Here is a 23,311-nt window from a genome sequence, read left to right as displayed (position 1 = left end):
ATACTGTTATGAATTTAAGTAACTTACAACCTGCTGAGGGTTCTACACACAATCAAAATAAAAGATTAGGTAGAGGAGAAGGTTCTGGAAAAGGTGGTACCGCCGCAAGAGGACACAAAGGAGCTAAATCTCGTTCTGGTTATTCTAAAAAGATTGGTTTTGAGGGAGGGCAAATGCCACTTCAAAGACGTGTGCCTAAGTTTGGTTTCAAAAACATCAATCGTAAAGAATACGAAGGTGTTAATTTAGATACTCTTCAATTATTAGTTGATAACGGTGCAATCACTGATTCTGTTTCTATGACAGATTTCGTAGCAAATCGTTTAGCTACTAAAAATGAAATCGTTAAGATTTTAGGTAGAGGAGAATTGAAAGCAAAATTAAAAGTAACTGCCCACAAATTTACTGCAACTGCAAAAGCGGCTATTGAAGTCGCCGGTGGAGAAGCTGTAACTATATAACTTATCTATTAAGATGAAGAAATTTATTGAATCAATAAGTAATGTTTGGAAAATCGAAGAACTAAAGAATAGAATCTTAATTACATTAGGATTACTTTTAGTATATCGTTTTGGAGCACACGTTACGCTTCCTGGAATTGACGCAACGCAATTGACTGGTTTAGCGGGACAAACTAAAAATGGTCTAGGATCTATTCTAGACATGTTCACCGGGGTGCTTTCTCTAAAGCTTCAGTTTTTGCTTTAGGTATCATGCCTTATATTTCTGCGTCTATTGTTGTTCAGTTGATGGGGATTGCGATTCCATATTTACAAAAACTTCAAAATGATGGAGAAAGTGGTAGAAAAAAAGATTAATCAAATCACTCGTTGGTTGACAATCGCTATCACATTGGTTCAAGGTCCAACTTATATCTATAATTTATACAGAACATTGCCTAGTAATGCATTTTTGCTAGGCTTTAATTCTCCTGAATTTTTGTTCTCTTCTGTTATAATCTTAGTTACTGGTACAATTTTTGCTATGTGGCTTGGAGAGAAAATTACAGATAAAGGTATTGGAAATGGTATTTCATTGTTAATTATGGTTGGAATTTTAGCTCGTTTACCGCAAGCTTTTATCCAAGAGTTTACCACTCGTGTTACCAATAACAATGGAGGTCCAATGTTATTAGTTATTGAAATTATTGTGTGGCTGTTAGTTATCATTTCTTGTGTATTGCTTACAATGGCAGTACGTAGAATTCCAGTTCAATACGCTCGTCGTACAACAACTGGAGACTATGAGCAAGATTTGGCAGGAGGTAATAGACAATGGATTCCTCTAAAGCTTAATGCTTCTGGGGTTATGCCAATTATTTTTGCTCAGGCAATTATGTTTATTCCTGCGGCTGTAGCTGGATTGTCTAAATCAGACACATCACAATCTATTGTTGGTGCATTTAGTAATATGTTTGGTTTCTGGTATAATTTTGTTTTTGCAACTTTAATAATTGTATTTACATTCTTTTACACAGCGATCACTGTACCTACTAACAAAATGGCTGATGATTTAAAGAGAAGCGGTGGTTTTATTCCGGGCGTTCGTCCAGGAGCTGAGACTTCTGATTTTCTTGATAAAGTGATGTCTTTAATAACTTTCCCAGGATCTTTATTCCTTGCTTTGATTGCTGTGTTCCCAGCTATTGTTGTAAGTATTATGGATGTACAACAATCTTGGGCAATGTTTTTTGGAGGTACCTCATTAATAATTATGGTTGGTGTTGCGATAGATACTATTCAACAGATCAATTCATACTTGTTAAACAAACATTATGATGGTTTAATGAAGACTGGTAAAAATAGAAAAGCGGTAGCTTAATATATTTATGGCAAAACAATCAGCAATAGAACAAGACGGATCAATTATAGAAGCATTATCAAATGCAATGTTCCGTGTAGAGTTAGAAAATGGACATATTGTAATTGCTCATATTTCTGGAAAAATGCGTATGCATTACATCAAATTATTACCTGGTGATAAAGTGAAACTAGAAATGAGTCCTTACGATTTGTCAAAAGCAAGAATTACTTATCGATATTAAAGGATATTCACTATGAAAGTTAGAGCATCAGTAAAAAAAGAGAAGTGCCGAGTGCATTATCGTGCGTAGAAAAGGGAGACTGTACGTAATAAACAAAAAGAATCCTAGATTTAAACAAAGACAAGGATAATTATGGCAAGAATAGCAGGGGTAGATATCCCAAAAAACAAAAGAGGTGTTATTGCACTTACCTACATCTTCGGATTAGGAAAAAGTAGAGCTATTGAGATTTTGGAGAAAGCTCAAGTAAGCCAAGATAAAAAAGTTCAAGATTGGAATGATGATGAGATCGGAGCAATTCGTGAAGCTGTTTCATTTTACAAAATTGAAGGAGAATTACGTTCTGAAGTTTCTTTAAACATTAAACGTTTAATGGATATTGGATGTTACAGAGGTATTCGTCATAGATCTGGTCTTCCATTAAGAGGGCAAAGAACTAAAAACAACTCAAGAACAAGAAAAGGTAAAAGAAAAACTGTTGCTAACAAGAAAAAAGCAACTAAATAATAAGTAATATGGCTAAAGCAACTGCAAAAAAACGTAAAGTTATCGTTGAATCAACGGGTGAGGCTCATATTTCTGCCACTTTTAATAACATTATTATTTCTTTAACTAATAAGAAAGGTGAAGTTATCTCTTGGTCTTCAGCTGGTAAAATGGGCTTTAGAGGTTCTAAAAAGAACACTCCTTATGCGACTCAAATGGCGACGAGAAGATTGCTCTAAAGTAGCACTTGAGGCAGGACTTAAAAAAGTGAAAGTTTATGTAAAAGGACCAGGTAACGGACGTGAGTCTGCTATCCGTTCTATTCATAACGGTGGAATTGAAGTTACAGAAATTATTGATGTTACTCCAATGCCTCACAACGGATGTCGTCCTCCGAAAAGACGTAGAGTTTAATTTTTTATTTTTATAGTATAAACAAGGTAGAACATAGATTATCGAAGGATTAGACCTGAATTCATAATTTCTACCTTAAATTTTTTTTTAAAATGGCAAGATATACTGGTCCTAAAACCAAAATCGCTCGTAAATTTGGCGAGGCAATCTTCGGAGATGATAAATCTTTCGAAAAAAGAAATTACCCACCTGGACAACACGGGATGGCTAAAAAAAGAGGAAAAAAATCTGAGTACGCTGTTCAGTTAATGGAAAAGCAAAAAGCTAAATATTCTTATGGAATTTTAGAAAAACAATTCAGAAATTTATTCGAAAAAGCATCAGCAACTAAAGGAGTAACTGGTGAAGTTTTATTACAACTATGTGAAGCTAGATTAGATAATGTTGTTTTTAGAATGGGAATTGCTCCATCTAGAAGAGGTGCGCGTCAAATCGTTTCTCACAGACACGTTACTGTAAATGGAGAAGTTGTTAATATTCCTTCTTACCACCTTAAGCCTGGTGATAAAGTTGCAGTTCGTGAAAAATCTAAATCTTTAGAAGCTATCGAACGTTCTTTATCAAATTCAAGTCATGTTTATGAATGGATTACTTGGAACAATGATCTTAAAGAAGGAACTTTTGTTTCTGTACCTGCGAGACTTCAAATTCCAGAAAACATTAAAGAACAATTAATCGTAGAGTTGTACAACAAATAATAATTGACTTAGTCGAAATTTATGGCAATATTTAATTTTCAAAAGCCCGATAAAGTTATCATGATCGATTCAACCGATTTTGAAGGTAAATTCGAATTTAGACCTTTAGAACCTGGTTACGGATTGACAGTTGGTAATGCACTTAGAAGAGTTTTGCTTTCAGCATTAGAAGGTTATGCAATTACATCTGTTCGTATCGAAGGTGTAGATCATGAGTTTTCTACTATTTCAGGTGTTGTTGAAGATGTTACCGAAATTATCCTTAATCTGAAACAAGTACGTTTCAAACGTCAAATTGAAGATATCGATAATGAATCAGTTACTATTTCTGTTTCTGGTAAAGATCAATTAACAGCAGGTGATTTTCAAAAATTTATCTCAGGTTTTCAAGTTTTGAATCCAGACCTTGTTATCTGTAATTTAGATTCTAAAATCAAATTGAACTTCGATTTAACAATCGAAAAAGGTAGAGGATACGTTCCTGCTGAGGAGAACAAAAAACAAAATGTCGCAATTGGAACGATTTTTACAGATTCTATTTTTACTCCGGTAAAAAATGTAAAATATGCAATCGAAAATTTCCGTGTAGAGCAAAAAACAGATTACGAAAAATTGGTTTTTGAAATTAAAACTGATGGATCTATTAATCCAAAAGATGCTCTTACTGAAGTCGCTAAAGTTTTAATTCACCATTTCATGTTGTTTTCTGATGAAAGAATTACACTTGAGGCTGACGAAATTGCACAAACAGAATCGTATGATGAAGAGTCATTGCATATGAGACAATTGCTTAAAACTAAGCTTGTTGATATGGATTTATCTGTGAGAGCATTAAATTGCTTGAAAGCGGCTGAAGTTGATACACTTGGTGATTTAGTATCGTTCAATAAAAATGACTTAATGAAATTCCGTAATTTTGGTAAAAAATCTTTAACTGAGCTAGATGAACTTGTAGCTGTTAAGAATTTAACTTTCGGAATGGACTTAGCTAAATACAAATTAGATAAAGAATAATTCAATCCGCCTAGGCGGATTAAATTTAAAATAGCAATGAGACACGGAAAAAAATTCAATCACTTAAGCAGACAGACTGGACATAGAAAAGCTATGTTGGCTAATATGGCTTGTTCTCTTATTGAGCACAAACGTATTAACACTACTGTTGCTAAGGCTAAAGCGCTTAAACAATTCGTTGAGCCTTTAATCACAAAATCAAAAGAAGATACGACTCACAATCGTCGTATTGTTTTTGCTTACTTACGTAGCAAATATGCTGTAACTGACTTGTTCAGAGATGTAGTCGCTAAAGTTGGTGACCGTCCAGGTGGATACACTCGTATCATTAAAGTTGGAAATCGTTTGGGAGATAATGCTGATATGGCAATGATCGAACTTGTAGATTTCAATGAACTTTACAATGGTGGTAAAAAAGAAGTTAAAAAAGCTAAAAGCCGTCGTGGTGGTAAAGCAAAAAAAGCGGAGGAGACAACTCCTGAAGCTCCAGTCGCTGAATCAGAAACGACTACTGAAGCTTCTGAATAATTATGAAAGTAATGATTCTATAGAAATCAAGGATAAACTAATTTTTAGTTTATCCTTTTTTTTGATTTTTTTAAACCTGTAGAAATGTAACTTATTTAGAATATTAGGTTTTATTTTTATTAATGAAAGTTTTAAAAAATCTTGGAAGCGCTTCTTTAAAGAAGTAAATTTGCATAATATCTAATTACATTTATAACCATTGTTATGGTTTTAAACTTGATAAAAAAACAATACAAATTAAATAATGAAATACACAACACGAAAAAGCGCCATTTTATTACTTAGTGATGGAACAATTTTTCACGGAAAATCTATCGGAATTAGCGGTAAAACTTTTGGTGAAGTTTGTTTTAATACAGGAATGACAGGATATCAAGAGATCTTTACAGATCCTTCTTATTTTGGACAAATTATGGTTACTACTAATCCGCACATTGGGAATTATGGTATAAACGATTTAGAAATTGAATCAGAAAGTGTAAAAATAGCTGGTTTAGTTTGTAAAAATTTTAGCTTTAACTATTCAAGAGAAGGTGCTTCAGGAAGTTTGGAGGATTATTTTGCTAAGCAAAATTTAATTTGTATCTCTGATGTTGATACAAGAGCTCTAGTTAGTTACATTCGCGATAATGGTGCAATGAACGCTGTTATTTGTACAGATGGAACTTCTATTGAAGATTTAAAGAAAGAATTGGCTAATGTTCCAGACATGGAAGGATTAGAGCTAGCTTCTAAAGTATCTACAAAAGAGCCTTATTTTGTTGGTGATGAAAATGCGACTTATAAAATTTCGGCTTTAGACCTGGGTATTAAAAAGAATATCTTAAGAAATCTTGCCAAAAGAGATTGTTACATCAAGGTTTTTCCATACGATTCTACCTATGAAGATTTAACAGCATTTAATCCAGATGGTTATTTCTTGTCAAATGGACCTGGGGATCCTGATCCGCTTTTTGGTGCAATCGAAGTTGCTAAGAGAATTATAGCGGATGATAAGCCTTTATTTGGTATCTGTTTAGGTCATCAGGTAATTGCACTTGCGAATGGTGTAAAAACTTATAAAATGTTTGGTGGACACAGAGGTATTAATCATCCTGTGAAAAATCTTCTTACAGGTAAAGGTGAAATTACATCTCAAAATCACGGATTTGCTGTTAAAAGAGAAGCTTTAGTAGGACATCCTGAGTTAGAACTTACACACATACATTTAAATGATGATACTGTTGCGGGAATGCGTATGAAAAATAAGAATTGTTTCTCAGTTCAATACCATCCAGAAGCTAGTCCTGGACCACACGATTCGTCCTATTTGTTCGATCAGTTTGTAGAGAATATTAAACTAGCTGAGTCTAAAACGATATAGTTAATAAATAAAGGTGTTTAATAATTAGAATCCGTTTATAGTATTAAATATTTTTATAATTTCGAAAAAAAAATAGAATTTATTAATAAAAAACAAAAATAATGAGTATTATAATTAAAGTTCACGCAAGACAAATTCTTGATTCTAGAGGTAATCCTACTATTGAAGTTGATGTAATAACTGAAAATGGAGTTTTAGGTAGAGCGGCTGTTCCATCTGGAGCATCAACCGGAGAGCATGAAGCTGTTGAATTACGTGATGGAGGTAAAGCTTATCTTGGAAAAGGAGTTTTGAATGCAGTGAATAATGTAAATACTGTTATTGCTGAAGAATTAGTTGGAACTTCTGTTTTCGAACAAAATACAATCGATCAGTTAATGATTGATTTAGACGGAACTCCAAACAAATCTAAATTAGGAGCTAATGCAATTTTAGGTGTTTCTTTAGTCACTGCCAAAGTCGCTGCTAATGAACTAGGCTTACCATTATACAGATATGTAGGTGGTGTGTCTGCTAATACATTGCCAGTTCCAATGATGAACATCATTAACGGTGGTTCTCACTCTGATGCTCCAATTGCATTTCAAGAGTTTATGATTTTCCCAGTAAAAGCAACTTCTTTTACACATGCTATGCAAATGGGAACTGAAATTTTCCACAGTTTGAAAAAAGTATTACATGACAGAGGTTTAAGTACAGCTGTTGGTGACGAAGGAGGTTTTGCTCCAAATTTGGCTGGTGGTACTGAAGATGCTTTAGATACTATCAAACTTGCAGTTGAAAAAGCAGGATATACTTTCGGTGACGAAATTATGATTGCTCTTGACTGTCTCGCTTCTGAATTTTATGTAAACGGAAAATACGATTATACTAAATTTGAAGGAGAAACTGGAAAAATCAGAACTTCTGAGGAGCAAGCTGATTATTTAGCTGAACTTGCTGCTAAATATCCAATTATCTCTATTGAAGATGGTATGTACGAAGATGACTGGGACGGATGGAAATATTTAACTGAAAAAATTGGAAATAAAGTACAATTAGTAGGTGATGATTTATTTGTTACTAATGTTGCTCGTTTGTCAACTGGTATTGAAAAAGGAATTGCTAACTCAATCCTTGTAAAAGTAAACCAAATTGGTACTTTAACAGAAACTATTGCTTGCTGTAAATATGGCTAAAAACGCTGGTTATACATCTGTAATGTCTCACCGTTCTGGAGAAACTGAAGATAATACAATTGCAGATTTAGCTGTTGCTTTAAACTGTGGTCAAATTAAAACAGGTTCTGCTTCTCGTTCAGATCGTATGGCTAAATACAACCAATTATTGAGAATAGAAGAAGAATTAGGAAGCACTGCTTATTTCCCTGGTTTAAACGCTTTTAAAATCAAATAATTGTAAAAATTATATATTGAAAAGAAACCATCTGTATTTGCAGATGGTTTTTTTTTGGAGTTTTAACAAATTCATAGTAGTATTCTTTTTTTAATTAGTCTTAAATTCATTAGATTTGGTAAATTATTATTTAAAGAATTATTTCCAAGATATTATGTCAAAAATAGCTACATTAGAAATAGATGGTAAAAAGATTGAACTTCCAGTAATCACAGGAAGCGAAAACGAATCAGCTATCGATATTAACAAATTACGTGATTTAACTGGTTTTATTACAATTGATCCGGGTTATAAAAACTCTGGATCTTGTACAAGCGAAATCACTTTCCTAGATGGAGAATTAGGAATTTTACGTTACAGAGGATATTCAATTGAAGATTTGGCTGAAAAAGCTAGTTTCTTAGAAGTTTCATATCTTTTGATTTTTGGAGAGTTGCCTACTGCCGCACAATTAGAAGATTTTGAAAATGGTATTAAAAAACATTCTTTGGTAAACGAAGAAATGAAAAATATCATTGATGGTTTTCCAAAAACAGCTCATCCAATGGGAGTCTTATCTGCTTTAACAAGTGCTTTAACGGCATTTAATCCAAAAGCGGTAAATGTTGATAACGAAAAAGAAATGTATGAAGCTATTTGTAAAACAATGGCTAAATTTCTTGTAATTGCTACATGGACTTATAGAAAGTCAATGGGGTATCCATTAAATTATTACGATAATACAAAAGGATATGTAGAGAGCTTTATGCAATTAATGTTTAAATTGCCTACAGGGCCTTACTCAGCAAATCCAGTAATTGTAAATGCTTTAGATAAACTATTTATTCTTCATGCAGATCACGAACAAAACTGTTCAACTTCTACTGTTAGAATGGTAGGTTCTTCACATGCAGGTTTATTTGCTTCAGTTTCTGCGGGTGTTTCTGCTCTTTGGGGGCCTCTTCATGGAGGTGCAAACCAAGCGGTACTTGAAATGCTTGAGGAAATTAATAAAGACGGTGGTGATACTGATAAGTTTTTAGCGAAAGCAAAAGACAAAAATGATCCTTTCCGTTTAATGGGATTCGGTCATAGAGTTTATAAAAACTTCGATCCAAGAGCAAGAATCATCAAAAAAGCGACTAAAGAAGTTTTAGAAACTTTAGGTGTTGAAGATCCAATTTTAGAAATTGCTAAAAAACTAGAAACTGCGACTCTTGAAGATGATTATTTCAAATCAAGAAATTTATATCCAAACGTTGATTTCTACTCTGGAATCATTTATAGAGCGTTAGGAATTCCAACTGATATGTTTACTGTTATGTTTGCAATTGGAAGATTGCCAGGCTGGATTGCACAATGGAAAGAAATGCGTGAAAACAAAGAGCCAATTGGAAGACCAAGACAAATTTATACTGGACATCCTTTAAGAGACTTTAAGTCTAACAAATAAAAAAACTAAAGCTTTACTTAACTGTAAAGCTTTTTTTATCTTTGTCCAAAATATAATAAAGTTATGTTGCAATTAAATGTAAAGAACGAAACGTCAAGATTACGTGCTGTAGTTTTGGGTTCTGCCGTTCATAATGGGCCAACTCCTTCATTAGAAGAAGCCTATGATCCTAAGTCGTTGGAACATATTAAAGCAGGAACATATCCAATCGAAAAAGATATGGTTGCTGAAATGGATGCTTTTAATACTGTTTTTCAAAAGTATGATGTAACTGTTTATCGCCCTGAATTGATAGAAAACTACAATCAGATCTTTGCAAGAGATATTGGATTTGTAATTGATGATATTTTTATAAAATCGAATATTTTACCAGATCGTGAACGTGAATTGGATGCAATTCAATATGTAATAGATCAAATAGATCCTTTAAAAGTTGTGCGTCCGCCAGAAGAAGTTCATATCGAAGGTGGTGATGTAATGCTTTGGAATGATCATATTTTTATAGGTACTTACAAAGGAAGTGATTATAAAGATTATATAACGGCAAGAACAAATATGCACGGTGTCAATTTTATTAAAGAATTATTTCCTAATAAAATTGTCAAGGAATTTGATTTGGTTAAATCGAAATTAGAAGCTAGAGATAATGCACTGCATTTAGATTGTTGTTTTCAACCGGTTGGAAAGGATAAAGGAATTATTTACAAAAGGGGTTTTCGTGAAGAAGCAGACTATTTGTATTTAGTTAATCTTTTTGGTAAAGAAAATTTGTTTCATATCGAAAGAGAAGAAATGTACAATATGTTCTCAAATGTCTTTTCGATTGACAAAGATGTTGTTGTTTCTGAGAAAAATTTCACCCGATTAAATAATTGGCTTCGTTCAAAAGGATTTACTGTAGAGGAAATTCCGTATGCAGAAATTGCAAAACAAGAAGGTTTGTTGAGATGTTCAACTTTACCATTAATTAGAGACTAAAAATAGTTTTTGGGTTTCAAGTTTCAGGTTTCAAGTTTTTTACAAGACGTGAAACCTGAAACTTAAAACTTGAAACAAAAAAACATATAAAATGAAACAAACAACAAATGCAATTGTAATGATTCGGCCAGTTGCTTTTCGAATGAATGAGCAGACGGCTGTAAATAATTATTACCAAAAAGTATTAGACGGTTTATTGCCAAGTACTGTAAATGCTAAAGCACAACAGGAGTTTGATACTTTTGTTGAAAAACTTAGAGCTGTTGGTGTTGATGTTACTGTGATTGAAGATTCTTTAGAAACAGATACGCCAGATAGTATTTTTCCAAATAATTGGGTTTCATTTCACGAAAATGGAGATGTAGCTCTCTATCCAATGTTTGCAGAAAATCGTCGTCAGGAACGTCGTGAAGATATTTTGGATACTTTGGAAGAAAAAGGATTTGAGATTTCTAATATAATGGATTATACATCTGCAGAGGAAGATGGGATTTTCTTGGAAGGAACAGGAAGTTTGTTGTTGGATAGAGCAAATGGAAAAGCGTATTGTGCATTGTCTCCAAGAGCAGATGAAGAATTGTTTATAGAGTTTTGCGAAGATTTTGATTATGCTCCAGTTATTTTTGAAGCTTTTCAAACAGTTGATGGCGAGCGTAAGCTTATTTATCATACAAATGTAATGATGTGTTTAGGTGAAACTTTTGCTGTTATCTGTGCAGATTGTATTGATGATAAAAAGGAACGCAAAATGGTTTTGGATAATCTTAAAGCTGATCAAAAAGAAATCATTTTAATTACCGAGGCTCAAGTAAATAATTTCGCTGGAAATATGTTAGAGGTTCGAGGGAAAGATGATAAGCGATATCTTGTAATGAGTGCATCTGCGCATCAAAGTTTAACTGCGAAACAAATTGCCCAGTTAGAAAATCACGCTGAAATTATAAGTTCAAGTCTTGATACAATTGAAGCCTGCGGAGGCGGAAGTGCGAGATGCATGATGGCCGAGGTCTTTTTGCCTAGAAGTTAAAAAATGAAAAATATAAATAAGAAAAGGGATAAAATCAAAAATTAGATTTTATCCCTTTTCTTATTTACAAACATATATCTTACATTAAATTTCCTTTAATAATATTTACTAGCGAGCTTACAATATATTGAATTCCGATAGAAATAACTATAAAGCCAACAATTCTGGAAATTGCAACAATACCCGAAGCACCTAAAATTCTAGCTAAATAATGAGCGCTTTTTAGAATTACAAAAATTGCAACAGCAATTGCTAAAATCGCAAGACAAGAAAAAATAATTTCTTCAATCTCGTGATGTTCTTGATAAAATGCAATTAGTAAGGACATTGAGCCTGGTCCCGCCAGCATTGGTATAGCTAAAGGAGTGAGTGCAATATCATTTCTTTGTTGTACTTCATTTTCTATTTTTTTGTTAATTCCTCGTTTTTTATTGAATTTGCCAGAAAGCAGTGAAAATCCTGAATTTACAATTACAATACCGCCGGCAATTCTAAGCGCATCAATGCTGATTCCGAAAAAAGTCAAAACATATTGACCTATAAAATAAGAAACTAATAATATAATAAAGACGTTTATTGCTGTCCATAACGAAATTCTTGAACGTTCTTTTTGTGAATCGTGCTGTGTTAATCCAACAAAAATAGGCACAGTGCCAATAGGGTTTAAGACTGAAAAAAGAGTCGCAAATAGGTAAATAAATAAATCCATATAAAAATTGGTTAGTGAGGTAAAAATAATCAAATTTTAATAGCCGCATGATAAATTAAAAAGAGGATATTATTTTTTTACAGTTAATATTCTAAATTAATAAAACAATTTAAACCAGCACTTTTGATTACTTTTGTACCATATATTTATTATTATGAAAAACAAAAAAACCTTACTTCTTGGTGCTACTACAAGACCAGATCGTTATGCTTTTAGAGCTATAAATGCCCTGACTCAAAAAGGACATACTGTAATTGCAATTGGACAACAAACGGGAGAAGTTGCAGGTGTAAAAATTCACACAAAAGCCATTCCCGTAAAAAATATAGATACAGTAACATTATATCTAAATCCGAATAATCAGCGTGATTATTACAATTATATTATAGAGGCACAGCCTAAAAGAGTGATTTTTAATCCAGGTACCGAAAATCCGCAATTATATCAATTGTTAGAGTTGAATAATATTGAGGTAGAAGTGGCGTGTACTTTGGTTTTATTAGCTACAAATCAATATTAAATACTGTTTTTTATTAAATAGTTTAGCCTGCATTCGATTGATGAGATTTTATTTAATCAGTGAATTTTATTCATTGTGAATTTAATCAATCGTATGCAGGCTAAATCATTAAAAGTATTACTTTTGTCGTCATGGAATTTTCATCAAAATTAATTGAAAAAGCGGTTAACGAAATGTCGCAATTGCCTGGTATTGGTAAGCGTACAGCACTTCGATTGGTTCTTCATCTGCTTAAGCGACCTAAAGAACAAACTTCTTTTTTGTCTCAAGCATTATTAAATATGCGGGAAGATATTAAATTTTGTGAAAGCTGTCATAATATTTCGGATACTAAAATCTGTGAAATCTGCGCTAATGCTTTGAGGAATCATGAGACTATATGTGTGGTTGAAGATATTAGAGATGTAATGGCAATCGAAAATACAGGCCAATTTAAAGGTATTTACCATGTTCTTGGTGGGAAGATTTCGCCAATTGAAGGAGTGGGGCCTAATCAGCTCAATATTTCAACTTTGGTAGAAAAAGTAAAATCAGGGAAAGTGGTTGAGATTATTTTTGCCCTAAGTTCAACAATGGAAGGCGATACCACTAATTTCTATATTTATAAGCAAATAGGAGATTCAAATATTATAATCTCAACAATTGCAAGAGGAATATCTGTTGGTGACGAATTAGAATATGCAGATGAAATAACATTAGGAAGAAGTATTCTGCATAGGGTTCCTTTCGAAAAAACATTTAAAAATAATTAACTAAAACCCCAAATAAGTTCGATTTTCCAAGCATTAAAGGAAAAACTATATTTGCATAAAATTAAACTAATGACAAAAAACAGCTTTTATCTATTTTTATTAATCTCGGTATTATTTACATCTTGTATTCCGATTAAAGATTTAGTTTATCTTCAAGATAAAAGTACTTCAAGCGAGCAAAATTCTATTGCGGCAGTAGAATCCAAACCATATAGATTACAAGTTAATGATGTTTTAAGTATAAACATAAAAGCAATTGATCCCAAATTAGTTTCTATTTTTAATACAACAAATACAGAAGGAGCTGAAACAGGTAAGTCTGAATCTGGTCTTTATTTTGATGGTTTTACAGTTGATGATCACGGAAATATTAGAATGCCAATTTTAGGCGAAATAAATGTAATTGGTTATACACTTGAAGAGGTTCGTGTAAAAATTGAAAAAAAATTATTAGAAGAGTATTTTAAAAGTGAAGCAAATATTTTTGTTACTGTAAAACTGGCAGGTTTTAGATATACAATTAATGGAGAAGTTGGAAGTACAGGAACAAAAACTTTATTTAAAGATAATGTTACTATTTTAGAAGCAATTGCTAATGCTGGAGATATTACTACAGTTGGTAATCGAAAAGCTGTAACTATAATTCGTCAAACGCCAACAGGTGTTCAAATGAATGATATTGATCTTACAGATGTAAATGTAATGAAGTCTCCTTATTATTATTTACAGCCAAACGATTATATATATGTAAAACCATTGAGACAAAAAACATGGGGAACCGGTCAAACTGGTATCCAGTCTATTGGTACAATAATTACATTATTATCTTTAGCAACGACAGTTTATCTTATTATAAAAAATTAAATCAGATTTAGAAAATGCTAGATATTAAAGATTTTTCCATTTTTGAAAATCATTCCAATTTTGATTTTAAGGGGCTTTTGTTGAAGATTATCAGCTACTGGAAATGGTTTTTAATCAGTTTGATTATTGCATTTACAATTGCTTACCAAGTAAACATTCGTAAAGAAAAAAATTTACGGAATGCAGACCATGATTTCTATAAAAGAAGAAAGCAATCCGTTTTTTACTTCTAATACGAGTTTAGTTTTTAATTGGGGTGGAATTTCAGATCAAGTTAATGGAATTTCAACAATTTTAAAATCACGATCTCACAACGAACTAGTTGTGGATAAACTGCAGTTTTATATTGATTATTTAGAACAGGGAAAATATAATTTAATTGATTCGTATGGTGCTGTGCCTTTTTATGTAAATATTGATAAATCAAAAGGACAGCTAGCCAATGCATTAATAAAAATTAAATTTTTGAGTGAAAGCGAATATCAAATTGAAATTCCTTTTGAAAATAATTCAGTTTCACTAATTACGTATAGTTCTAAAACTTACAGTAATACATCTGTACAACTCGGAACTTTTTCAAAAAGATATAAAGTAGGAGAACACGTTACTCTGCCTTTTTTAAACTGGACACTACAAATAACAGATAATCCAGGTTTCTACAAGGGAAAAGAATATTTTGTAAAATTTAATGATTTTGATGGAACCGCTTCTAGATACAGAGGAATAAATGTCGAAGGGGATAAAGGAGGAGGATCATTACTGACTTTATCAATGCAGGGAACCAATAAAGCAAGAATGGTAGAGTATTTGAATTCTACTGTAAAAATGCTTATTAAAATACAGCTAGATGGTAAAAATCAGTTTGCAACAAATACGATTAGATTTATTGATAGTACTTTAGTTGCAATGGAATCGCGACTAAAGCAAACAGGCAACGAGCTAAAATCTTTTCAAAAAGACAAAAATATTTTTCAAATAGAAGACGGCGGTGCTAAAGTTTCTGATAAAATAATGAATTTTGATGTTGAAAAAGATGAAGTAACCCGTAAAATAGCCTATTACAATTCATTAAAATCGTATTTAAGCAGTAGTAATGATTATTCTAGACTGCCGGCTCCTTCGGTAGCGGGAATTGAAGATCCAAACATTGTTGCAAGTGTCTCAAAGTTAATAGCACTTTCAACTCAAAGATCTGAAATGGCTTATGCTGTAAAAAGCGAAAAAATATTTAAAGATTTTGACAATCAAATGGAGGCTGTCAAGAACGTTCTTCAAGAGAATATTACAACAGCAAAAACATCGTTACTTTATGATTTGTCTCTGGTAAATGCAAAAATAGGGCAAGCAGAGAGCACAGTTCGAAAACTACCTGCAGAACAGCAGGAATTGTTGAAAATTAAAAGAAAATATGATTTAAATGATAATATTTATACGGAGTTTCTTCAAAAGAGAAACGAGGCAGAAATTGTAAAAGCTTCAAATTTATCAGATATTCATTTTATTGATCCTGCAAAAGATATTGGAGACGGTTTAATTGGCCCAAAGACTTCTGCAAATTATATTCTGGCTTTATTTTTAGGAACTTTAATTCCTTTACTATTTGTCTTTGCAATTTTCTTTATTAATAATTCTATTCAGAATACCGATGATATAAGTAAATTGACTCAAATACCTTTATTGGGAGTAATCGGTGTGAATAAGGATTTAAGAAGTCTCGCTGTTTTCGATAAACCTAAGTCAGCTCTTTCTGAAGCCTTTAGAGGCATACGTTCTTCTCTTCAATTTTTATATAAAAAGCAACAAGTCAGCGGATCAAAAACATTGATGATTACTTCTTCAATCAGTGGGGAAGGAAAAACATTTTGCTCGATAAATATTGCAACTGTTTTTGCTTTAAGCGAAAAGAAAACAGTCATTGTTGGTTTAGACTTACGAAAGCCTAGATTAGCAGATGAGTTTGAATTAACAACATCTTTAGGAGTTGTTAATTATTTAATCAGGCAAAATACTTTGGAGGAAATTACCAACTCAACTCCAATTCCAAATTTAGATATAATTCTTTCAGGTCCTATTCCTCCAAATCCTTCGGAACTTATTTTAAGTGATGCGATGAAGGAATTAATAGATGAATTAAAAGAGAAATACGATTATATAATTTTGGATACACCGCCTGTTGGCTTAGTTGCCGATTCATTAGAATTGGTTCAATTTGCAGATGTTACGCTATATATCGTAAGACAAAATTATACCAAAAAAGAAATGATAACGTTGTTAAATACCAGACTTAAACGCGGTGAGCTAAGTAATGTCAGTATTGTACTGAATGGTTACGAGAACAAAGCGAAATACGGTACAGCTTATGGCTATGGCTATGGTTACGGAGCTTATTCAAACGGTTATCATGAGGAAGAAGTTAAATTAGGATTTTGGAAAACACTTTTAAATAGATTTAAAAGAAGCTAATCTTTCACAAATGGAAAACACATCAAAAAATATAATTTTAATTACTGGAGGAGCTGGATTTATTGGTTCTAATTTGACTGAATATTTTTTAGGATTAGGACATAAAGTAATTTGTTTGGATAATTTTTCTACAGGTCATCGCCATAATTTGAAAGATTTTTTAAACAACCCTGATTTTAAATTAATAGAAGGAGATATTAGAAATCTAGATGATTGTGTTCTGGTCGCTGAAGGAGTAGATTATGTTTTACATCAGGCGACTTTAGGTTCTGTTCCTCGATCAATAAAAGATCCTATTACTACAAATGATGTAAATGTTTCTGGTTTTTTAAACATGCTTATTGCGACTCGAGATGCTAAAGTAAAACGTTTCGTTTATGCGGCGAGTTCTTCAACTTATGGAGATTCACAAGGACTTCCAAAAGTAGAAGAAGTTATTGGAAAGCCTTTGTCGCCTTATGCTATAACTAAATATGTAAACGAATTATATGCTGAAATTTTCAGTAAAACATACGGATTAGAAACTATAGGATTGCGTTATTTTAATGTTTTTGGAAGGAAGCAAGATCCTAATGGAGCATATGCTTGCTGTAATACCAAAATTTGTAAAGCAGTTCATGAATTATGAAAGTCCTGTAATTAATGGAGACGGAAATTATTCTCGTGATTTTACTTACATTGATAATGTGATTCAAATGAATGAATTAGCGATGACTTGTCAAAATCCAGCGGCTGTAAATTCTGTTTACAACACTGCATTTGGAGATCGAAATACATTAAATGATTTGGTTAAATATTTAAAACAATATTTGTCTGAATTTGATTCAAAAATAAATGATGTCCAAGTTGTTTATGGAGAAAATAGGGTGGGAGATATTCCTCATTCATTAGCCAGCATCGAAAAAGCAAAAAATATACTAGGTTATGATCCAAAATATTCCTTACAAGCTGGATTGAAAGAAGCTGTTGGATGGTATTGGGAGAATTTAAAATAAATAAGATCAAGATAATAACAGATCAAATGAAAATTACAAAAATTTGTCGCATTGGTGCAGGATATGTTGGTGGGCCGACAATGGCGGTTATTGCTCAAAAATGTCCACATATTCAAGTTACGGTTGTTGATTTAAATGAACAAAGAATAGCTGACTGGAACGATCCTAATCCTGAAAATATTCCAATTTATGAGCCGGGACTTTCTGATATTGTATCTGAAGCAAGAGATCGAAACTTGTTTTTTTCTACAGATGTAGATAAAGCAATCGACGAGGCGCAGATGATATTTATTTCGGTAAATACCCCAACAAAAACGTATGGAAAAGGAAAAGGAATGGCGGCAGATTTAAAATATATTGAATTATGTGCCAGACAAATTGCGAGAGTTGCAGAACAAAATAAAATCGTAGTAGAAAAATCAACTTTACCTGTTCGAACTGCAGAAGCAATTAAAAGTATTTTGGATAATACAGGAAATGGAGTTCAATTTCAGATTTTATCGAACCCAGAATTTTTAGCTGAAGGAACAGCAGTTACAGATTTATTGAATCCTGACAGAATTTTAATAGGAGGAGATACAACTCCAGAAGGTCAAGAAGCAATTAATTCACTAGTTGATGTTTATGCAAACTGGGTGAATAAAGATAAAATTTTGACAACAAATGTTTGGTCGTCAGAGTTGTCTAAGCTAACTGCAAATGCATTTTTAGCGCGACGAATTTCATCAATTAACGCAATGTCTGAATTGTGTGAAAAAACGGGTGCTAATGTAACTGAAGTAGCTAGAGCTATTGGAATGGATAGTAGAATTGGATCAAAATTCCTTAAAGCGTCGGTTGGTTTTGGAGGTTCATGTTTCCAGAAGGATATCTTAAATTTGGTTTACATCGCAAAATCATATGGATTGAATGAAGTTGCCGATTATTGGGAGCAAGTTATTATTATGAATGATCATCAAAAAGAAGATTTTCAAATAAAATTGTTCAAACCTTATATAATACAGTTGCAGATAAAAAAATTACATTTTTAGGTTGGGCCTTTAAAAAAGACACAAATGATACCAGAGAATCTGCTCGCAATTTATGTTGCAGATGACTTAATTAATGAGCAAGCTAAGATCTCAGTTTATGATCCGAAAGTTTCGAGAAATAAAATGCTGTCTGATTTAGATTATTTAGAAACAAGAATAAGTCAAGAGAATATTAACTCTTTAAATGTTTTTGAAAATGCTTATGAGGCTTGCGCTGGATCTCATGCAATTGCAATACTAACTGAATGGGACGAATTTACGAGTTACGATTGGAAAAAGATTTACGATTCAATGCATAAGCCCGCTTTCGTTTTTGATGGAAGAAATATTTTGGATGGTAAACAATTAGAATCAATTGGTTTTGTTTACTCCAATATAGGTTCTTAAATTGTTTTCTGCGGAAGTGAATAAATTGAAGTGATTAATGTGAAGTAGTAAAAAGTTTTACTTCGTTATAAATAGAAAAATGAATTGGTACGTAGTTTATACAAAACCTAAATGGGAAAAGAAAGTTGCAGATAAACTGAGTCAATTAGGAATTGAAAGCTACTGTCCATTAATTACCCAAGTTAAACAATGGTCAGATAGGAAGAAAAAAATTGAAGTGCCTCTTTTTAATTCTTACGTTTTTGTTCAAATACCAGATTCAGAGAGGAATTCGGTTTTTCAAGTTTCAGGGGTTGTAAGGTATTTGTTTTGGCTTGGAAAACCAGCAATAGTTAAAGATCAGGAAATTGAAGTTATAAAAAGCAGTCTTAAAGCGCCTAATATAAGTGATGTATCAGTTTCAACGATACAGGTTGGAGACAAAATTAAATTAGAGTCGGGAGCATTTAGTAATCAAAATGCAATTGTACAAGAAATATCCAACAATTATTATATTCTAGTATTAGAAACTTTAGGATGTGTTTTGAAAATAAAGTATAAATAATTGCGTTATTCAATGAAATTAACAGAAGAGAAAGTCTTTTTTAGATTTTTTTCTTCTGTTTTTTTATAAAGTAATTATTTACACCCTGATTAATAACATATTGTGTTTTAGTGTTTTTTATTAATAACTGTTTTTTGTGTTATTACGGGAAACCGTATTGAAAAAGTAGAGTTATTGTATTATATTTGCCGAAAATGATTAATTTAGGTAGCTGAGTCCGAATATTGGGACTTGGAACGGCGAAGCCGTGAATTTTAATGACCTAAATAAATTGAAAGAATGGAATTAGAAAAAAAAGTAAAAATTGCGGTTATTGGTTTAGGCTATGTAGGATTGCCTTTAGCTCGATTGTTTGCTACAAAATATTCAGTTATTGGATTCGATATTAACGAATCAAGAGTTAATTCTTTAAAATCTGGAACTGACTCAACTTTAGAAGTTGAAGATGATGTTTTACAAAAGGTTTTAATTATAAATCCTAGTGACGAAAAAGGATTATATTGTACAACATCATTAAGCGATATTGAAGAATGTAATTATTATATAGTTACTGTTCCGACACCAGTCGATAAAAATAATAGACCAGATTTAACTCCTTTATACAAGTCTAGTGAGACTGTTGGAAAGGTTTTGAAAAAGGGAGATATTGTTATTTATGAATCTACAGTGTATCCAGGTGTTACAGAAGAACAGTGCGTGCCAGTTTTAGAACGAGTTTCAGGTCTGATATTTAATGAAGATTTTTTTGCAGGATATTCACCAGAAAGAATAAATCCGGGAGATAAAGAGCATACTGTCGAAAAAATTTTAAAAGTTACTTCTGGTTCAACTCCAGAAATCGGTTTAAAGGTTGATGAATTATATAAATCAGTCATTACAGCGGGAACTCACCTTGCACCAAGTATTAAAGTAGCTGAAGCGACGAAAGTTATTGAAAATTCACAACGTGATATCAATATTGCTTTTGTAAACGAATTGGCTAAAATATTCAACTTAATGAATATTGATACACAAGAAGTTTTAGAGGTCGGATCAACAAAATGGAATTTCTTGCCTTTTAAACCAGGTCTTGTTGGTGGACATTGTATCGGTGTCGATCCGTATTATTTAGCACAAAGAGCACAAGAATTTGGATATCATCCTGAAATAATTTTGGCAGGAAGACGTTTGAATGACAGCATGGGAGAATATGTGGCTTCCCAGATAGTGAAGTTAATGATTAAAAAAGGTGTTTCAGTAAATGGAGCAAATTTGCTGATGCTTGGAATCACTTTTAAAGAAAATTGCCCAGATGTTAGGAATACAAAAATAGTTGATGTAATAAGAGCATTAAAAGAATATGGTATAAATGTTACATTATATGATCCTTTAGCAAATATTGAAGAAGTTAAAAAGGAATATAAATTAGAAATTATAAATTCTGTTCCAAAAGAAAAATTTGATGCTATAGTATTAGGGGTAGCACATAAAGAATTTTTAAAGATGGATTTTTCAGAATTGCAAAATGAAAATAGTTTATTATATGATGTCAAAGGAGTTTTAGGTGCTATAGCTGATAACAGATTATAATACTTACACCCTTTTTAATTTAAAAACAATGGAAAATAATAAGATTACTCATGTAATTTTGACTGGCGGTGTGGGAAGCAGATTATGGCCTCTTTCTCGTAAAAGTCAGCCAAAACAATATCTAGAAATATTTGAAGCTAAGTCACTTTTTGAAATGACTGTTGAACGTAATAGTCATTTAGCTGATAACGTAATGGTTGTAGGAAATGTCGACAATCATCATTTGAGTGGCAAAGTAATGGATAAAACCAATACTTCTTATTTAAACATAGTTGAAGCTACTCCAAGAAATACTGCAATAGCAATTGCTTTTGCGGCTTTCGCATCTAATCCTGATGATATTTTAATTATAACTCCATCCGATCATATTATTGATAAAATGGATGATTATAATAATGCTATCCAGGAAGCAATTTCTAAAGCAAAGGATGGTTATATCGTTACTTTCGGGATTATTCCAACCAAACCAGAAACTGGTTATGGTTATATAGAATCAAAAGGCGATAAAGTATTATCATTTCGTGAAAAACCAAATGAAACTACTGCTAAAGAATTTATAGCAAGAGGCAATTTTTTATGGAACAGTGGAATGTTTTGTTTCAAAGCTGGAGTTCTTTTAGATGAATTAAAAATATTTCAACCAGATGTATATGAGAAATCAAAAGCAGTTTGGGAAGCTTCTAAAGAAGGGTTTTTAGATTTAGAGTTGTCATTACAAATTCCATCGATTAGTGTAGATTATGCTGTTATGGAGCGCAGTAAAAAAATAAAAGTAGTTCCTGCGACCTTCGCATGGTCAGATTTAGGTTCGTTTGAATCGGTTTATGATTATTTGGTTTCCAAAGGACATCCTACTGATCAAAACGGTAATATGGTTATTGGTTCAGGAAAACATACAACTTTTCTAGGATTAAAAAATACTATTTTTGTTTATACTGATAGTGCTAACTTAATATTGCAAAAAGAAAACTCACAAGATGTAAAAGACATTTACAGTGAGTTAGAAAAAATAAATTCAGATTTATTAAATTAAAATAATAATTTAAGAATGAAAAAAATTCTTATAACCGGTGGGGCTGGTTTTATTGGATCTCATGTCGTTAGACGTTTTGTAAATAAATATCCTGACTATCAAATATTCAATTTAGATGCTTTGACATATGCAGGGAATTTAGAGAATATAAAAGATATTGAAAATAATTCTAATTATACTTTTGTCAAAGGTGATATCGTTGATGAGAATTTTATAAATGAGCTTTTTGCAACTCAGAATTTTGATGGTGTTTTGCACTTAGCGACTGAATCACATGTGGATCGTTCAATTGAAGATCCATTAGCGTTTGTAAAAACAAATGTTATTGGGACTATGAATTTGTTAAATGCGACTAAAAATCATTGGAAAGGAGATTTTGAAGGGAAACGTTTCTATCATATAAGTACAGATGAAGTTTATGGTTCACTAGGAAATGAAGGATTATTTACGGAAACAACCCCTTATGATCCAAATTCGCCTTATTCTGCATCTAAGGCAAGTTCTGATCACTTTGTTAGGGCTTATGGAGAAACTTATGGACTGCCTTATGTTTTAAGCAACTGTTCTAATAATTATGGTTCATATCATTTTCCTGAAAAATTGATTCCTCTTTTTATTAACAATATAATAAATAACAAACCATTACCAGTTTATGGAGATGGAAATTATACACGTGATTGGCTTTTTGTTGAAGATCATGCTATAGCGATAGATCTAGTTTTTCATGAAGGTAAAAATCATGAAACTTACAATATTGGAGGTTTTAATGAATGGAAAAACATTGACTTGGTTAAGTTGTTATGCGGAATAATGGATGAAAAATTAGGCAGAGAGAAAAGTACTTCGGAGAAACTAATTACTTATGTAAAAGACAGGCCGGGACATGATTTGCGTTATGCAATAGATGCTTCGAAAATTAATACAGAATTAGGATGGAAACCTTCCGTAACTTTTGAAGAAGGGTTAGAAAAAACTATTAATTGGTATTTAAGCAATTCGGAATGGTTGCAAAATGTGACTTCTGGTACCTACAAAGATTATTATAAAAAACAATATTCATAAATA

18 protein-coding genes and 7 pseudogenes are annotated in these 23,311 nt (G+C 32.2%); 24 read left to right on the top strand and 1 reads right to left on the bottom strand.

What is annotated here, in order from left to right:
• The first annotated feature begins 8 nt into the window (after nt 1-8).
• From rplO to ctlX, 14 genes and pseudogenes are all read left to right on the top strand, one after another.
• Nucleotides 9-461: a 50S ribosomal protein L15 gene (rplO, locus tag ACZZ95_RS01950; RefSeq protein ID WP_463467820.1), complete on the top strand. Its 453-nt coding sequence runs from the start codon at nt 9-11 to the stop codon at nt 459-461.
• Between the two features lie 13 nt (nt 462-474).
• Nucleotides 475-1,821 (top strand): annotated as a pseudogene (gene secY / locus ACZZ95_RS01945) (preprotein translocase subunit SecY).
• A 7-nt stretch (nt 1,822-1,828) separates the two neighbouring features.
• Nucleotides 1,829-2,044 (top strand): translation initiation factor IF-1, encoded by a 216-nt coding sequence (gene infA / locus ACZZ95_RS01940; protein ID WP_007136545.1) that lies wholly within the window; start codon nt 1,829-1,831, stop codon nt 2,042-2,044.
• Between the two features lie 12 nt (nt 2,045-2,056).
• A pseudogene (ykgO, locus tag ACZZ95_RS01935) lies at nt 2,057-2,174 on the top strand (type B 50S ribosomal protein L36).
• Nucleotides 2,175-2,176: 2 nt separating this feature from the next.
• Nucleotides 2,177-2,551 (top strand): 30S ribosomal protein S13, encoded by a 375-nt coding sequence (rpsM, locus tag ACZZ95_RS01930; protein WP_095952360.1) that lies wholly within the window; start codon nt 2,177-2,179, stop codon nt 2,549-2,551.
• 8 nt (nt 2,552-2,559) lie between these two features.
• A pseudogene (gene rpsK, locus ACZZ95_RS01925) lies at nt 2,560-2,944 on the top strand (30S ribosomal protein S11).
• Between the two features lie 92 nt (nt 2,945-3,036).
• Nucleotides 3,037-3,642, top strand: coding sequence for a 30S ribosomal protein S4 (gene rpsD, locus ACZZ95_RS01920; RefSeq protein WP_095931494.1), 606 nt, complete (start codon nt 3,037-3,039; stop codon nt 3,640-3,642).
• A 21-nt stretch (nt 3,643-3,663) separates the two neighbouring features.
• Nucleotides 3,664-4,656, top strand: a complete 993-nt coding sequence (locus ACZZ95_RS01915) for a DNA-directed RNA polymerase subunit alpha (protein ID WP_463467819.1) — start codon at nt 3,664-3,666, stop codon at nt 4,654-4,656.
• A 36-nt stretch (nt 4,657-4,692) separates the two neighbouring features.
• Entirely contained in the window at nt 4,693-5,184 is a 492-nt protein-coding gene (gene rplQ / locus ACZZ95_RS01910; RefSeq protein ID WP_463467818.1) for a 50S ribosomal protein L17, read from the top strand.
• Between the two features lie 244 nt (nt 5,185-5,428).
• Nucleotides 5,429-6,547: a glutamine-hydrolyzing carbamoyl-phosphate synthase small subunit gene (gene carA, locus ACZZ95_RS01905; RefSeq protein WP_463467817.1), complete on the top strand. Its 1,119-nt coding sequence runs from the start codon at nt 5,429-5,431 to the stop codon at nt 6,545-6,547.
• Nucleotides 6,548-6,648: 101 nt separating this feature from the next.
• Nucleotides 6,649-7,942 (top strand): annotated as a pseudogene (eno, locus tag ACZZ95_RS01900) (phosphopyruvate hydratase).
• Nucleotides 7,943-8,096: 154 nt separating this feature from the next.
• On the top strand, nt 8,097-9,374 hold the full coding sequence (locus ACZZ95_RS01895) for a citrate synthase (protein ID WP_463467816.1): 1,278 nt from the start codon (nt 8,097-8,099) through the stop codon (nt 9,372-9,374).
• Between the two features lie 63 nt (nt 9,375-9,437).
• Nucleotides 9,438-10,352 carry a dimethylarginine dimethylaminohydrolase family protein gene (locus ACZZ95_RS01890; protein ID WP_463467815.1) on the top strand — a complete coding sequence of 305 codons (915 nt, stop codon included), beginning with the start codon at nt 9,438-9,440 and terminating at the stop codon, nt 10,350-10,352.
• Between the two features lie 91 nt (nt 10,353-10,443).
• Nucleotides 10,444-11,379: a citrulline utilization hydrolase CtlX gene (ctlX, locus tag ACZZ95_RS01885; protein ID WP_463467814.1), complete on the top strand. Its 936-nt coding sequence runs from the start codon at nt 10,444-10,446 to the stop codon at nt 11,377-11,379.
• A 79-nt stretch (nt 11,380-11,458) separates the two neighbouring features.
• Here ctlX and ACZZ95_RS01880 read toward each other — a convergent pair whose 3' ends face one another.
• On the bottom strand, nt 11,459-12,088 hold the full coding sequence (locus ACZZ95_RS01880; RefSeq protein ID WP_463467813.1) for a MarC family NAAT transporter: 630 nt from the start codon (nt 12,086-12,088) through the stop codon (nt 11,459-11,461).
• A 154-nt stretch (nt 12,089-12,242) separates the two neighbouring features.
• On the opposite strand from ACZZ95_RS01880, the gene ACZZ95_RS01875 reads away from it, so the two are divergent.
• From ACZZ95_RS01875 to rfbB, 10 genes and pseudogenes are all read left to right on the top strand, one after another.
• Nucleotides 12,243-12,608, top strand: coding sequence for a CoA-binding protein (locus ACZZ95_RS01875; protein WP_095952353.1), 366 nt, complete (start codon nt 12,243-12,245; stop codon nt 12,606-12,608).
• A 131-nt stretch (nt 12,609-12,739) separates the two neighbouring features.
• Nucleotides 12,740-13,360, top strand: a complete 621-nt coding sequence (gene recR / locus ACZZ95_RS01870) for a recombination mediator RecR (protein WP_463467812.1) — start codon at nt 12,740-12,742, stop codon at nt 13,358-13,360.
• Nucleotides 13,361-13,429: 69 nt separating this feature from the next.
• Nucleotides 13,430-14,224: a polysaccharide biosynthesis/export family protein gene (locus ACZZ95_RS01865; protein WP_463467811.1), complete on the top strand. Its 795-nt coding sequence runs from the start codon at nt 13,430-13,432 to the stop codon at nt 14,222-14,224.
• Nucleotides 14,225-14,238: 14 nt separating this feature from the next.
• A pseudogene (locus tag ACZZ95_RS01860) lies at nt 14,239-16,687 on the top strand (polysaccharide biosynthesis tyrosine autokinase).
• Nucleotides 16,688-16,697: 10 nt separating this feature from the next.
• A pseudogene (locus tag ACZZ95_RS01855) lies at nt 16,698-17,682 on the top strand (SDR family oxidoreductase).
• A 26-nt stretch (nt 17,683-17,708) separates the two neighbouring features.
• A pseudogene (locus ACZZ95_RS01850) lies at nt 17,709-19,100 on the top strand (UDP-glucose 6-dehydrogenase).
• Nucleotides 19,101-19,179: 79 nt separating this feature from the next.
• Nucleotides 19,180-19,644, top strand: a complete 465-nt coding sequence (locus ACZZ95_RS01845) for a UpxY family transcription antiterminator (protein WP_463467810.1) — start codon at nt 19,180-19,182, stop codon at nt 19,642-19,644.
• A 279-nt stretch (nt 19,645-19,923) separates the two neighbouring features.
• Nucleotides 19,924-21,213 (top strand): nucleotide sugar dehydrogenase, encoded by a 1,290-nt coding sequence (locus tag ACZZ95_RS01840; RefSeq protein WP_463467809.1) that lies wholly within the window; start codon nt 19,924-19,926, stop codon nt 21,211-21,213.
• 28 nt (nt 21,214-21,241) lie between these two features.
• Nucleotides 21,242-22,246 (top strand): mannose-1-phosphate guanylyltransferase, encoded by a 1,005-nt coding sequence (locus tag ACZZ95_RS01835; protein ID WP_463467808.1) that lies wholly within the window; start codon nt 21,242-21,244, stop codon nt 22,244-22,246.
• A gap of 15 nt (nt 22,247-22,261) precedes the next feature.
• Nucleotides 22,262-23,308 (top strand): dTDP-glucose 4,6-dehydratase, encoded by a 1,047-nt coding sequence (rfbB, locus tag ACZZ95_RS01830; RefSeq protein WP_463467807.1) that lies wholly within the window; start codon nt 22,262-22,264, stop codon nt 23,306-23,308.
• Nucleotides 23,309-23,311: the final 3 nt, after the last annotated feature.

The organism is Flavobacterium sp. AC267 (genome assembly GCF_979258715.1).
Note: the sequence above shows the minus strand (reverse complement) of the source record. Positions and strands in the feature narration are given on the sequence as shown.